The sequence below is a fragment of the Haladaptatus sp. AB643 genome, from assembly GCF_024136975.1.
GTDB lineage: Archaea > Halobacteriota > Halobacteria > Halobacteriales > Haladaptataceae > Haladaptatus.
On the sequence record NZ_JAMYJW010000015.1, the window covers coordinates 86656 to 100625 of the forward strand.

The 13970-nt window shown below is 60.4% G+C and carries 11 protein-coding genes; 4 read left to right on the forward strand and 7 right to left on the reverse strand.

The genetic code is table 11. The features are described from left to right. Complete coding sequence (locus tag NKF25_RS22015; RefSeq protein WP_253228784.1) at nucleotides 1-801, reverse strand: creatininase family protein; 801 nt, start codon at nucleotides 799-801, stop codon at nucleotides 1-3. A 149-nt stretch (nucleotides 802-950) separates the two neighbouring features. Here NKF25_RS22015 and NKF25_RS22020 point away from each other — a divergent pair, with 149 nt between their 5' ends. Beyond that, nucleotides 951-2105 carry a glycoside hydrolase family 18 protein gene (locus tag NKF25_RS22020; protein ID WP_253228785.1) on the forward strand — a complete coding sequence of 385 codons (1155 nt, stop codon included), beginning with the start codon at nucleotides 951-953 and terminating at the stop codon, nucleotides 2103-2105. 30 nt (nucleotides 2106-2135) lie between these two features. Here NKF25_RS22020 and NKF25_RS22025 read toward each other — a convergent pair whose 3' ends face one another. The 5 genes from NKF25_RS22025 to NKF25_RS22045 all read right to left on the reverse strand — a co-directional run bounded on the left by NKF25_RS22025 (nucleotide 2136) and on the right by NKF25_RS22045 (nucleotide 8843). Further along, complete coding sequence (locus NKF25_RS22025; protein WP_253228786.1) at nucleotides 2136-2897, reverse strand: IclR family transcriptional regulator; 762 nt, start codon at nucleotides 2895-2897, stop codon at nucleotides 2136-2138. Between the two features lie 315 nt (nucleotides 2898-3212). Then, nucleotides 3213-5354 (reverse strand): ABC transporter ATP-binding protein, encoded by a 2142-nt coding sequence (locus NKF25_RS22030; protein WP_253228787.1) that lies wholly within the window; start codon nucleotides 5352-5354, stop codon nucleotides 3213-3215. Further along, nucleotides 5351-6238: an ABC transporter permease gene (locus NKF25_RS22035; RefSeq protein WP_253228788.1), complete on the reverse strand. Its 888-nt coding sequence runs from the start codon at nucleotides 6236-6238 to the stop codon at nucleotides 5351-5353. Before NKF25_RS22035 ends, NKF25_RS22030 begins: the two co-directional genes overlap by 4 nt. Continuing rightward, on the reverse strand, nucleotides 6238-7197 hold the full coding sequence (locus NKF25_RS22040) for an ABC transporter permease (protein WP_253228789.1): 960 nt from the start codon (nucleotides 7195-7197) through the stop codon (nucleotides 6238-6240). Before NKF25_RS22040 ends, NKF25_RS22035 begins: the two co-directional genes overlap by 1 nt. Before the next feature lie 14 nt (nucleotides 7198-7211). Beyond that, complete coding sequence (locus tag NKF25_RS22045; RefSeq protein ID WP_253228790.1) at nucleotides 7212-8843, reverse strand: ABC transporter substrate-binding protein; 1632 nt, start codon at nucleotides 8841-8843, stop codon at nucleotides 7212-7214. A gap of 230 nt (nucleotides 8844-9073) precedes the next feature. Here NKF25_RS22045 and NKF25_RS22050 point away from each other — a divergent pair, with 230 nt between their 5' ends. The 3 genes from NKF25_RS22050 to NKF25_RS22060 all read left to right on the forward strand — a co-directional run bounded on the left by NKF25_RS22050 (nucleotide 9074) and on the right by NKF25_RS22060 (nucleotide 12805). After that, nucleotides 9074-10318: a Zn-dependent hydrolase gene (locus NKF25_RS22050; RefSeq protein ID WP_253228791.1), complete on the forward strand. Its 1245-nt coding sequence runs from the start codon at nucleotides 9074-9076 to the stop codon at nucleotides 10316-10318. 528 nt (nucleotides 10319-10846) lie between these two features. Further along, nucleotides 10847-11662, forward strand: a complete 816-nt coding sequence (locus NKF25_RS22055) for an IclR family transcriptional regulator (RefSeq protein ID WP_253228792.1) — start codon at nucleotides 10847-10849, stop codon at nucleotides 11660-11662. A 717-nt stretch (nucleotides 11663-12379) separates the two neighbouring features. Continuing rightward, nucleotides 12380-12805: an OsmC family protein gene (locus NKF25_RS22060; protein ID WP_253228793.1), complete on the forward strand. Its 426-nt coding sequence runs from the start codon at nucleotides 12380-12382 to the stop codon at nucleotides 12803-12805. 18 nt (nucleotides 12806-12823) lie between these two features. Here the strand turns inward: NKF25_RS22060 and NKF25_RS22065 are convergent, their stop codons facing one another. Continuing rightward, nucleotides 12824-13966: a PrpF domain-containing protein gene (locus NKF25_RS22065; protein ID WP_253228794.1), complete on the reverse strand. Its 1143-nt coding sequence runs from the start codon at nucleotides 13964-13966 to the stop codon at nucleotides 12824-12826. Between the last annotated feature and the right edge of the window lie 4 nt (nucleotides 13967-13970).

The following is a 13970-nucleotide window of genomic DNA, read 5'->3' on the forward strand; positions in this document are numbered from 1 at the left end:
TCACCGCGCCTGATCGGAGACGTTTCGAAACACGTCGGCAACCTCGTCGGCCAACTTGCTGAGGAGTTCCTCGCCTTTTTCCGCGGTCGCCAGTTTCGGGTCCCCGATGGCTCCCGAATCGGAGTACTCCTCGAACGGGCGGTAGGTCGAGAGCGGGCCGCCGACGTGGAGGTCCTGTATCCCGCGGTCGTACGGTTCGTCCAAGTATTCGGCGTCGGCCTCGTCCATCTTCACGAGTTCGGGATGTAGATGGCGCATGAGCGACGTTTCGAACTCGCCGCCGTGGGACATCCCGCCGACGTCGCTCTCCCGAATCTCGTCGATGAACGGTTCGGCGAGTTGGAAGTAGGTCAGTCCGGCGACTTCCACTTCCTCGTGTTCCTTGCCGACGATGCTGACGGCGCTCCCGATAGCGTTGCCGTTGCCACCGTGACCGTTGACGAAGCAAATGCCGTCGAAGCCGTTTTCGAGCGCGGTGTCGGCCACGTCGGAGAGCAGGTCGAGCAAGTCGTCCAGTTCGAGCGAGATGGTGCCCCCGAGCGAGAGGTGGTGGGGCGAAAAGCCCGACCACACCGGCGGCGTCACGAGGAGCGGTACGTCGTCCGCGGCGCGCTCCGCGCCCGCGTGGGCCACCGCGTCGGCCAACAGCGTGTCGGTGGCGACGGGGAGATGGTGGCCGTGCTGTTCGATACTGCCGACGGGGACGACGACGACCGACCCATCGGCCGCGCCGACATCGCGGATTTCGCGTCGTGTCTTCGCCGCCCACGCGACGGGAGAGAGACGCATCGCTGCAGTCATGGGATACACTGCTCGTATCGGCCGTATAACGGTTTGGGTTCCGTCAAGACGGAACGGCGACGCCATGACGAGTCGGTCGAACGGTGCCGAGACTATAATTCAAACGGATGGGAATAAATTTTATTATTTTGCATTTTCTATAGTGAAATATGACGGGAGAAAAACGGAGGCACGATGGAATCGGACGGAAACTGACGACGAACGCGTCGAGGCGAACGTTCCTCAAGGGAACCGGTGCGATGGTCGTAGCAGATGGAATCGCCGCTAGCGGGGCTGAGGCGGCGAGTGGCGGCAATCGCGTCGTCGGGTACTATCCCTCGTATGCGGGGAGTTACACGCCTTCGGACGTTCCGTTCGACGAACTCACGCACTTGAACTTCGCCTTCCTCGACGTGGCGTCGGACGGGACGGTCAGCGTCGGTAGTTCGTCGGACGCGGACCTGCTGGACGAACTGGCGACGTACGACGACACGAACACGGTGTTCATGCTCTCCATCAGCGCCGGATGGTACTCGGGGACGTTCTCGGACGCCGCATCGACGGCGACGCGACGCCAGCGGTTCGCGAAGACGGCCGTCGACATCATGGAGGAGTACCAGTTCGACGGTCTCGACCTCGACTGGGAGTACCCGGACGGGTCGATTCGGTCCGCCGACCCGCACAACTTCTCGCTCCTCCTGAAGGCGTGTCGGGACGAACTCGACGCGCGATTCGGCCCGTGGACGCACCTCTCTATCGCGGCATCCCCGAACCCGAACATCGTGGACGACGCCTACGAGGTGGGAACTATCAGCGACTACCTGGATCACGTCAACGTCATGACCTACGACTACCACGGGGACTGGAGCAGCGAGACCAACTTCAACGCGCCGTTTTTGGCCCCGAAGTCGTCGTCGGATTTCGACGTCAAACACCACATGCAGTATTGGGCGGGGAAACCAATCGCGAAGGACAAACTCGTCATGGGAATGCCGTTCTACGGACGGTCGTATTCGGGCGTCGCATCGGACGACGACGGACTGTTCAACTCGTTCGAGTCCTCGAGTTCGGTGACATATTACGATATCAAACAGAACATCGAACCGCAGTCGGACTACGTGTATCACTGGCATTCGACCGCCCAGGTTCCGTGGCTCTATTCCGCGGCAGAAAACACGTTCGTCTCCTACGACGATGCGGCGTCGATCGGAAACAAATCGGAGTTCGTGAAGAACAACGGCTACGGTGGGACGATGTGTTGGGAGCTTTCGCAGGACACGAGCAATACTCTCGTCTCGACGATGGACGACAAGATGAACCCGTAGTCGGTTTTCGTTTCCGATTTGTGGTATCGTTTACGCATGTGCGAGTTTCAACTCGATGATGTTCTTCGCCCTGAGGAGGTCGTCGAGAAGCGAACCGTCGGGGTCGGCGTCGATCCTGCTCGCCGGACCTGAGACGCTGATGGCTCCGATGACTTGGCCGTTCTCGTTCTTGATGGCGACCGCCACGCATCTGATGCCGGGCACGCGTTCCTCGTCGTCGACCGCGCGTCCGTTCTCGCGGACGCGCTCCAGTTCGGTGCGGAGTTCCTCGCGGTCGGTGATCGTCTTCGGCGTTTCGGCGGGCAAGCCCAGTCGATCGAAGATCTCGTTTACCCTGCTTTCCGGGAGGTACGCGAGGATCACCTTTCCCAAGGCGGTCGCGTGGAGTGGGACGCGTTTTCCGGGATGAGTATCGAGCGGGATGGCGTCGCCGCCGCGTGCGTTGTAAATGTACACGCCGTGGCCGCCCTCCTCCACGAGCAAGTTCGCGGATTCTTCGGACTCGTCGGCCAGTTTGTCGATCTCCGACTTGGCGAGTTCGTACACCTTGCGCCGCGAGCGGGCGTACTCCCCGAAGTCGAGGAACTGGAGACTCACGTAGTAGGTGTTGTCGTCCCTGACGATGTAGCCTCGCTGCACGAGCGTCCGGAGGTGATTGTGGACCGTGCTGTCCGGGAGGTCGAGATGGGCGGAAACCTCGGTGAGACGGGCACCGTCGAGTTCGCGCAGGGTCTCGATGATGTCGAACGAACGCGCGGTCGTCCTCACGGGGGTCGGTGATTCTCGAGTCATTGCCCTCTACGCTTCTTCGTTTCCCGGAGGACCACTATATAATTTCCTTCGAAACGGGGTGTGCCCAATCGGTCTCCTCGATTTCCAGCGATGTTTTCGAACCCATCCTGACCGCTGACGACCTCCCCGACTCGCGATGATGAACCGGTTCCTAATATCCCCTATTTAAGTCATTGAAGTTGTTTACGCGACAATAATAGAAACAGTCAGGGAAGAGTCATTTCTTTCGGCGATGGACCCGTCGGTACTCGACCGAAGACGATCGCATCGTGGGGACGGACCGAAAACGCGACTACAGAATGTGAACCGCTGTAGTTACTGGACCCGTTCGCCGGGATTCGATTCGACCGGTTCGCCGACTGACCGGCGTTCGCTCATCTCCTCGACCGACAGGAGACACGAAATCCGATGATCGGAACCGGGTTCCGTTTCCTCCAAGACGGGCTCAGTCTCCTCGCAGACTTCCCCGATCTTCTTCGGACAGCGGGTCTGGAACGGACAGCCCGACGGTGGATTCAGCGGACTCGGAACGCTTCCTTCGAGCAGGATGCGGTTGCTCTTCCGTTCCGGGTCCGCGTGTGGCACCGCCGAGAGGAGGCTCTCGGTGTAGGGATGGAACGGGGCCGAGAAAACCTGTTCCACGGTGCCGACCTCGGCGACCTTTCCGAGATACATCACCACGATGCGGTCACAGATGTGTTGCACGACGCCGATGTTGTGCGAGATGAACAGGTACGAGAGACTGTACTCGGCTTGGATCTCGTTCAACAGATTCAGTATCTGTGCCTGGACGGAAACGTCGAGCGCCGAAACCGGTTCGTCACAGACGATAAGCTTCGGTTCGACGGCGAGCGCGTGCGCGATGGCGATGCGCTGTTGTTGTCCGCCGGAGAACTGGTGGGGGTACTTGTGGATGGAATCCGGCGAGAGACCGACGCGCGTCAGCAACTCGCGCGTTCGCTCCCGCTTTTCCTTGCCGGTCGCGATGTCGTGTTTCTCCATCGCCCGCCCGATTATCTGCCCGACCGTCTTCCGCGGGTTGAGCGAGGATTGCGGGTCCTGGAAGATCATCTGCATCTCGCGGCGCAGGCTCCGGATTTCCGAACTCCCCATCTCGTGGATGGGTTCACCTTCGAAGTACACCTCACCGTCGGTGGGTTCGAGGAGCTTCAACGCGGTGCGTGCGACCGTCGATTTGCCACAACCGCTCTCGCCGACGAGACCCACCGTCTCGCCCTCATAGATGTCGAAATCGATGCCGTCGACGGCTTTGACGGCCTGTCGTTCGAGCGTCGGGAGGCCGCCGTCGGACCGCGAAAACGTGAGATTACCCAAGAACCCGTCCCCAGCGGGGAAATGCTTCTTCAGGTTCTTCACCGCGAACAGCGGCTCGCCGCTTCGGTCGATTTGCTTCCGTTCGTGGCCCGATCCTTCGGCTTCGTACCCCTGACTCAGATCGAGGTCGTTCGCGTGGATGCACGCCGCACGCGACGTCGTCCCTTCGACCGGAGCGAGTTCGGGGTTCCCGCCGGTTCGACACGCCTCGGTCGCGTACGCACAGCGCGGCGCGAAGTTACATCCCTGCGGCAAGTCGGTGAGGTCCGGCATCGCCCCGTCGAGCGTCGGGAGTTCGTCGTACTGTACGTCCGCTTGGGGAATCGAATCGATCAAGCCGCGCGTGTACGGATGGCGCGGGTTCTCGAACAGGTCGTCGAGTTCCGCGGTCTCGACGAGGTTACCCGCGTACATCACCCCGACGTGATCGCACGTCTGGGCGACGACGCCGAGATTGTGCGTGATCATCAGGATGGCCATACCTTTCTCGTCCTGTAGGTCGTTCAGCAGGTCGAGGATCTTCGCCTGGGTCGTCACGTCGAGTGCCGTCGTCGGTTCGTCCGCGATGATCAGATCCGGCTTACAGGAGAGCCCGATGGCGATGAGGACACGCTGGCGCATCCCGCCGGAGAACTCGTGGGGATAATCGTCGAACCGCTCCGCCGCATCCGGAATCTCGACGTCCCGCATCACCTCGATGGCCTGCTCGCGCGCCGCCGGTCGGTCCTTGTCCTGGTGGTGCATGATCGTCTCCACGATCTGCTCGCCGACCGTGAGCACCGGGTTGAGCGACGACATCGGGTCCTGCGGAATGAGCGCGACCTTGTTCCCGCGAACAGCGCGCATCTTCTTCTCGGAGAGCGAGAGCAGGTCCTCGCCGTCGAAGAGAACTTCGCCACCGGTTATCTCGCCGGGCGTATCGATGAGTTGGAGCAGGGAACGGGCGGTGACGCTTTTTCCGGCACCGCTCTCCCCGACCAAGCCCATCGTCTCGCCCGCATCGAGGGCGAACGATACGTCGTTTGCGGCGACGACCGCCCCGTCCTCCGTGAGGAACTCCGTCCTGAGGTCGCGAACTTCGAGGAGGGGTTGCCGTCCGCCGTCCGTGTTTTCTCGGTTCATTCTATCGAATCCACCTTGGGGTCGAGAACGTCTCTGAGGCCGTCACCGAGCAGGTTGAACCCGATGACGGTGACGGCGATGGCGATACCGGGGAAGATGATGATCCACGGCGCGGTCTGCATGAAGCCGCTTCCATTGTTGATCATCAGCCCCCACGAGGGCGTCGGTGGCTGTGCACCGAGCCCCAAGAACGACAGGCTCGCCTCCGCGAGCATCGCGAAGGCGATGTTCAGCGACCCCTGCACGAGCAGCGGGGCCGAACAGTTCGGTAACACCTCGCTGAAGATTATGTAGGGGTTGCTCTCCCCGCGGGCGATGGCCGCCTCGACGTACGCCTCGTTTCGCTCGGACAACGTCGCGCTCCGGGCGACGCGGGCGATGTACGGCGTGTAAACGAACGCCAACGCGATGATGACGTTGTCGAGCTCCGGCCCGAGAACGACCAACAGGGTCAGTGCGAGGAGGATAGGCGGGAAGGACATCGCGGCGTCCATGAACCGCATCAGCAGTTCGTCGATGATCCCGCCGTAGAAACCGGAGACGAGTCCGATTATCGTCCCGATCAGGAGCGCGCCGGTGATGGCACCGAAGCCGACCTTCAGCGAGATACGGCTTCCCATCACGACGCGGCTGAAGATGTCCCGACCGAGGTCGTCGGTGCCGAACGGATGGTCGACCGACGGTGGCTGCGTTCGGTCGGAGATGGACGTCTTCTGGATCGAATACGGTGCGATGACCGGCGCGAAAATCGCGACCACGATGAGCGCGACCACGATAACGAGACCGATCATGGCCTTGGTGTTGTTCCTGAATTGCCGGGCGAACCGCTCGAACCGCTCCATCCGCGCGGAAGAAGTCGTCGAGTTCGACGTTGAGGTCGCCATTATTCACTCCCCCCGTAGCGAATCCGCGGATCGAAGTAGCCGTAGAGGATGTCCGCGGCGAGGTTCGAGAGCATGTACATCACCGCGACGACCAGGATACAACCCTGCAACAGCGGGATGTCGCGGCTCTGGATGGCGGTCAGCATCAGTTTGCCGATGCCCGGCCAGTAGAACACCTGTTCCAGCACGACGACGCCACCGAAGGCGTAGCTGAACTGAAACGCGATGACCGTGATGACCGGGATGATGGCGTTCCGAAGCGCGTGTTTGAGGACGATGACCCGCTGGGTCATGCCTTTGGACCGAGCCAGCTTGATGTACTCCTCCGACATCACTTCGAGCATCGACGACCGGGTCATCCGCATGATGTACGCGGTGAGTGCGAATCCCATCGCCGACGCCGGGAGGATGAGGTGGGTTAGCGTTCCCATTGGGTCCTCGCTCGGCGGGACGTATCCGCCGGTCGGGAGGACGTTCAGCCAGACGGCAAAGACGAGGATGAACACCAGTCCCCACAGGAAGATCGGAATCGACACACCGATGAAACCGAACATCGACGCCAACAGGTCCGGCATGTCGTTCTGTTTCACCGCGGCGATGACGCCGAGCGGCAGCGCCAGAACGACCGCGATGACTGTCGCTGCACCGGCGAGCAGGAGCGACCGCGGCAACTTCTCTGCGATGAGCGAGATGACGGGGTCGCCGAACCGAAGCGACGTCCCCATATCGCCCTGCAGAAGCCCGAGCACCCAGTCGATGTACTGGACGTACAGGGGCTTATCGAGGCCCATCTGGGCTTGCAGCGCGTGAATGGACTTGTCAGTCGCGTTCGGCCCGAGGATGAGCAACGCGACGTTTCCGGGCAGGATCGTCGTCACAACGAACGTTATCAGCGTCACGAACAGGAGGGTTAACACCATGAACCCCAACCGCCGCAGTAGATAATCAGACATCGACATGGTGTCCCTCCATCTTATTCGTCCAACCAGTTGTCTTCGAATCGGAGCGTCGAACCGTCGGCCGTTCCGATCTTCCCTTTGTACTTCTTCGAACCGGCGTACAGGTTCGCCTGCCACCAGAGCAGCAGGTGACCCGCGCGGTCCTCGTGGAAGATTTTGGTCGCTTTCTTGTACAGGTTAGCACGCTTGTCCTCGTCGTACATGTGCCGTGCCTTCTCGACCAGTTTGTTGTACTCGCTGTTGTTCCAACCGGTGAAGTAGAACGCTCCATCCGGGTGGAGGAACTTGTAGAACGAGACGTCCGGGTACGTCAGCGCGAGGTACGAACTGGTCGTCGCCTCGAAGTTCTGCTTGCTGTACACGTCCGACAGCCACGTGCTCCACGTGATCTTCTGGATGTTGAGGTTGATTCCGGCATCGGATGCCTGGTCTGAGATGACTTTCGCTCCCTGCACCTGCGTCGGGTAGGACTGCGGAATCTTGAACGAAACCGAGAAGCCGTCGGACATTCCCGCCTTCTTCAGGTGTTCCTTGGCCTTGTCGAGGTCGCGCGGACGCGGCTTGATGTCCTTGTCGACCCACGGACTGCCGGGTGCCGCAGGCGTCGCGGTCGTCTTACCGGTGCCGTACAGCGCTGCCTCGGCGATTTTCTCCTTGTCGAGCGCGTAATCGAGCGCGAGACGGGCGTGTTTGTTGTTGAACGGCTTCTTGTTGCAGTTCAACCCGAGGTAGACCAACGCCTTCGGGAACTGCTTCTCGAAGCGGACGGACGAGTCGTTTTTGAGCGACTCGACGTCCTTCGGCGGGACGCCGTTGATGAAGTCGTACTCACCCGCACGGAACGATTGAAGGCGCACGTCGGGGTCCTTGATCTCGCTCTTGACGATCTTGTCGAGGAACGGGCCGTTCTCGTCGCTGGTGTTCCAGTAGTCGTCGAACTTCGTCATCGTGAACGAGGTTTCGACCTCGCGACTGTCGTACTGGTACGGGCCCGTCCCGATGGGTGTATTGATCTTCTTCTTCTTCGCCTGTTTCTCGGGGACGATGTGCATCTCACCGGTCGACATCCGCGAGAGGAACGGCGCGAACGGTTCGGACAGTTGGACGACGAAGGTTTGATCGTCCGGGTTCTTCATCGAGTCCACGAAGTCGAAGAAGCCGGTGGCGAGATAATCGCCGTTGGCGATCCGATCGAAGGTGGCGAGCACGTCCTTGGACGTCATCTCGTCGCCGTTGTGGAACTTCACACCCTTTTCGAGCGTGAACTCCAGTTTGGTGTTGTCGTCGGACGTCGTCCACTTCTTCGCCAGATGGGGCTTGAGCGAGTAGTCCGGAGCCAACCGAATGAGCGGTTCGGTGATGTTTTCGAGCACGCGGTTGGTCGCGGCGGCACTTTCGAGGTGCGGGTCGAGTCCCTGAACCGGAACGGCACCGCCCCACTGGAGCGTTCCACCGGATTTCGGGCTTCCGTCGCCGCCTCCGCCACTGCCGTCCGACCCGCCGGAATCGTTCCCTCCGAGACATCCCGCGAGCGCGACCGGAACGCCGGCCGCCGTCGCGGCGAGGAATGCTCGGCGGTCGACGCGTCCGTTTCCGGCCGTGTCGCTATTTTCAACAACATCGCGGCTATTGCTATCGCTTGGCATAGAATATCGAACTCAGTTACCCGTCATAAATGTTGTGCATTACGCGGATATTTAGTTGAAACGTGAAAAAGGCGGACCGATATCGGTCTGGACGACGGTGGAAACGGCGTTGGAATTCGGAATCGTCCAGTCACGCACGATGAAGTAGGTGATAAATCACGAAATATATACGTTCGATATCAGTTTGGGAAACAATCAAATAGGAGGGTTGGACAACTCCCGGAAGAGGCATGCAAGTAAGCGAGGACCGACTGCGGAGTGATATCGAAACCAACGCGGCGTTCGGATCGGTCGCAGTCGAGAAGGGCCACAGTCGGACGGTCCTCACTGGAACGGAGGCGGATAGAAACGCACGAGAATACTTCTGCGAGCGGTTGCGGGACGCCGGACTCGCCGTTCGCATCGATCACGTCGGAAACATCGTCGGCCGGTGGACGCCCGAAAGCGCCGATCCGGACGCCGCACCGGTCGCCGCCGGGAGCCACCTCGATTCGGTGCCGGAAGGAGGCATCTTCGACGGTCCGCTCGGCGTGTACGCGGCGTTGGAGAGCGTCCGAGCGATGCAGGATTCGGGAATCGAACCGACCCGTCCGGTCGACGTCGTCTGTTTCACCGAGGAGGAGGGCCAACGGTTCGACGGCGGCCTGCTCGGTTCGGCGGTCGCCGCCGGGGAAATGGCTCCCGAGACGGCCCTCTCGTTGGAAGACGATGCGGGCGTGACCCTCGAATCCGCCCTCGACGACATCGGCTTTCGCGGGGATGGGCGGGTCGCGGCCGACGAGTGGAACGCGTGGCTAGAACTCCACATCGAACAGAGCGAGCGCCTCGAAGCGGCGGACGTTCCCGCAGGCGTCGTAACCACGATCACGGGACTCTCCCGCTGTGCCGTCGGGATTACCGGCGAGGCGAATCACGCAGGATCGACGCTCATGCCGGACCGGTCGGACGCGCTCGCTGCCAGCAGCGAGTTCGTTCTCGATATCGAAACGGCCGCGGACGTCGAAACGGATTCGGACACGGCAGTTGCCACCGTCGGTAAACTCGACGTGCGACCGAACGCGCCGAACGTCATCCCGGGACGTGTCGAACTGAGCCTCGACGTCCGCGACATCGAGCAGGAGTCCATCGAACACATCGTCGACCGCGCCAGAACGAGTCTCGATCGAATCGAGACCGAGCGCCCCGTGACCGCCGAGTTCGAGCGCCCGTGGAACCGCCACCCGGTACCGATGAGCGAGCGCTGTCGAACCGCCCTGTGTGCCGCCGGGGACGACGCGGGTATCGAAACGCTCGAACTGCACTCCGGCGCGGCCCACGACACCATGCACGTCGCGAACGTCACGGACGCTGGCTTGCTGTTTGCCCCGTCACGGGACGGGATTTCCCACAACCCGTTGGAGTGGACCGACTGGGACGATTGTGCCGCCGCGACGCAGGTGCTCGGCGGTGCGCTGAAGCGACTCGCCTGCGAATAGTCCCGTTCCAGTTCGTCGGACGAACGGTCCCGTACGTCACCGAGACGCGCATCGATACCGTGTTCAGGCGGTTTTTCTGTCGATTCACGGAGACAGTGGGAGCGCTATCCTCGTCATACCGGGCTATCGGACCGGACGAATCCGATAGCTGGAGAATTCGAATTCGACCGACACTCGAACAGTGGATTGCATCTATCGAGAACATCGGATGAATTCGCGACTGGCTATAGAGCGCCCATACGCCGTGAATTACGGGAATATCATTTGTCCGTTCGAAATACTGTAAAAAGATACGGTGTCGAAGCCTGAATGTCAAGAAATGGTTTGCACGTATGGAGAACAGTTGTGGACGAAGTCGAAACGGTCTATTCACCGGAAAACGGGCTATTCGAGGACTGAGGGAGGATATATAAGAAATTCAATCATTTCCAATATCGATAAAGGTCGTTTACTGCTATTGGTTTTGCTCGCCGGAAAACCCTGCACCATATACAAACACTATTACGGTTGGATTCGGTATCCTCTCACATGACCGATCGAACGGAAACGGGCTCGTCGCGCACGTTGAAAACGGTGACGCGAGCGTTCGACGTGATACAAGCGCTGGAGGAGTTGAACGGGGCGGGAGTGACGGAACTGGCGGAGCACCTCGATATGTCGAAAAGTGCCGTGTACAACCATCTCGCGACGCTTCGTGAGAACAAATTCGTCGTTCAGGAGGGAAGCACGTACTCGCTGTCGCTGCAGTTCCTCCTCCTCGGTGAGTACGTTCGTAATCAGAACAAGTTGTACAGTATCGGTAAAGAGGAGATAGAGAGCCTGGCCGACGAGACGGGGGAGTACGCCCATCTCGCGACCGAACAGCACGGGCTGAGTGTGAACCTCTACAAAGTCAGAGGGACGAAAGCGGTGGGGAGCAACTACCAGACGAGCAAACTACAGAAGCCGGATTATCTCCACTTCTCCGCGACCGGAAAGTCGATCCTCGCATCGCTCCCGACCGAGCGCGTGAACGGGATCATCGACCGCTACGGATTGGTTCGCAAGACGAAGAACACGATCACCGACCGCGAGGAACTGCTCGCGGAATTGGAGGAGATTCGAGAGCGCGGATACGCCTACAACGACGAGGAGGAGATAGAGGGACTCAAAGCGATCGGTGCACCCGTGTTGGACAGGGAGGATCGCGTTCTCGGAGCGGTCAGCGTTTCCGGCCCGACCAATCGAATGAACGAAGCGGAGTATCACGATACGATGGTCGAGAAAGTCACCAACGCGGCGAACGTCATCGAGGTGAACATCAACATGGCCGAGCAGGAATCCGACCATCCGAACTTCATCTGAGACGCGGACCGATTCCCGTTCTTGACCGATATTGCTACGAATACGGCCACGAAAAAAGCATGACATGATCTCCGTTACAAAATTAGGGGTGTAATGGGCTGTAATGGGTGGACGGTAAAACGGGTACGGCGGTGGAGACGGAGGTGGATACGGCCGTCGAAAACGATCCAATCCGACCAACTACGGAGATGTTTCTTTCACGAATCAGTCGGTAGCCGATGTCGATTAGCAGTAATTATCGAAGAATTTTGTTATCGGATTATATAGGAAACGATAGATCTTTCATCGATCGATCATAGGATGCTGTTTGGAATATCAGAGGACGGGGTAGTATCCGACACGGCGCGGATCGTGATGTGTATTCCGACCGGTCTCCGTCACGATATCTCCGGAGGACCGTTCCGACGTGACTGCGGTCGTTTCACCGATCGGTCGGGGTCGGATTTTCCAGTCTCGGATACAATCCCTTTCAGGTCGGAACGTATCCACGTAGGAAGGGTGTTGGCGAGGAACGGAATTTCCATCATACGTATTACTTTTCGGTCGAGCGTTCGTCGAGCTGATTTACCAAGTAGAATGGTAGGAAAGAGAGATGTCCAGGAGCTACCTCGACGTCCGTCGATATCACTACCACCGGGATGTGTATCGACGTGCCGCCCGCCGGTTACGTTCGCTGCCAATAGTACCATACGGTAGCTTCCCGTACCCGGTGATGAGATGGTTTCAAGACAAGCGGAGACGACATGGACCGGCGGCAAGGACGGCAGCGGCGACTTCGAGACCGAGAGCGGACAGATCGAGGGGACGTTCAAGTTCCCGACGCGTTTCGAGGACGAGGTGGGAACGAACCCCGAAGAGCTCATCGGCGCGGCCCACTCGGGCTGTTTCTCGATGCAGCTGACCGCGCTCCTCGAAGGCGAGGGGTACACGCCAGACAGCCTCGATACCGAGGCGGACGTTCACCTCGAAAGCGCCGACGGCGGCGGGTTCGAAATCCCGCGCATCGACCTGACGCTGGAGGCCGAGATTCCGGACATCGACGAGGCGACGTTCGACGACATCGCCACGGAAGCGAAGGAAACCTGCCCAGTCTCGAAAGCGCTGGCAGGGCCGGAGATCACGCTCGACGCGACGCTGAAGTAGTTCGCACCCTCAAATCGCTTATTTTTCGACCGGAGACGGCTCCGTTACCGTGTAGAACGCATCTCCTTCCATGAGCCGTCGTTGTGTTCGGGAGACGGTCACCGACCGCACGGTTTCCGCTTCGGCATCGACCGAGACGGTCATCGTCCCGCGTGGATGGCCGAGCGTCACGTCGGTATCGCTCACCGCCGCGGCTTCGTTCGGAATCGTGCCGGGGAGCAGTGCCGCGGCCGCCGTACACGCCGCCCCGGTCACGGCGTAGATCGGGTGGAGGTACTGCATGCTCATGATGCGTGCCGTGAGGTCGAGTCCGCACGCCTCCACGATTCCGTTTTTCGTGTCGTACGTTTTCGGCTCGGAGACGAACGCGAGTTTCGGATAGCCCGGCGATTCCGCCGCCGCGTCGGTGGGGTCGTCCACGAGGCCGAGTTCCGCACAGACGTGCGCCCGGATCCGCTCGATCCGTTCGAGGAGTTCGTCGTCGGTGTCGATTCGCTTCGGCCCTTCCGTCCCGTCGAGTCCGAGGTCACGCGCCCGTACGAACGCGACGGGCGTCGTCACGTCGAGTACCGTCGCTTCGATGTCCTCGAACGGGGTTTCGAGCGTTATCGTCGGTCCGCCGAGCGGGAACAGCGACCCGGTTTTCGATCCGCCGGGGTCGAGAAACGTCGTATCGACCCGTGCACCGGTTCCGGGGACGCCCTCGATGGAGAACTCCCCGGTCGAAACGGCACGCGATCCGTCCACCGGGAACGACTGTTCGAGGAACGTCCCCGTGTTCGTGTTGTAGAGCGAGAGCGACACGCGGCCGTCCTCGTCCGGTTCGGCGTGGATCAGTCCCTCGTCGTAGGCGAACGGCCCGATTCCGGTGGTCATGTTGCCGCAGTTGCCGCCGTAGTCGATGAGAGGTTCCGTGACGCCGACCTGTCCGAAGGTGTAATCCACGTCCACGTCGGGTCGCGAACTCGGCGAGACGATCATCAGCTTTGATGTCGTCGATGTCGCACCGCCGAGTCCGTCCACCTGCCGTGGCTCGTGGCTCCCGAACAGGGAAAGGATCGCATCGTCGTGGTTCTCCGCCGGAAGTTCGCCGCCGGAGATGAGGACGCCTTTGCTCGTACCGCCCCGTACTAACGCACAGTGAATTATCTCTTGCTGCATTATT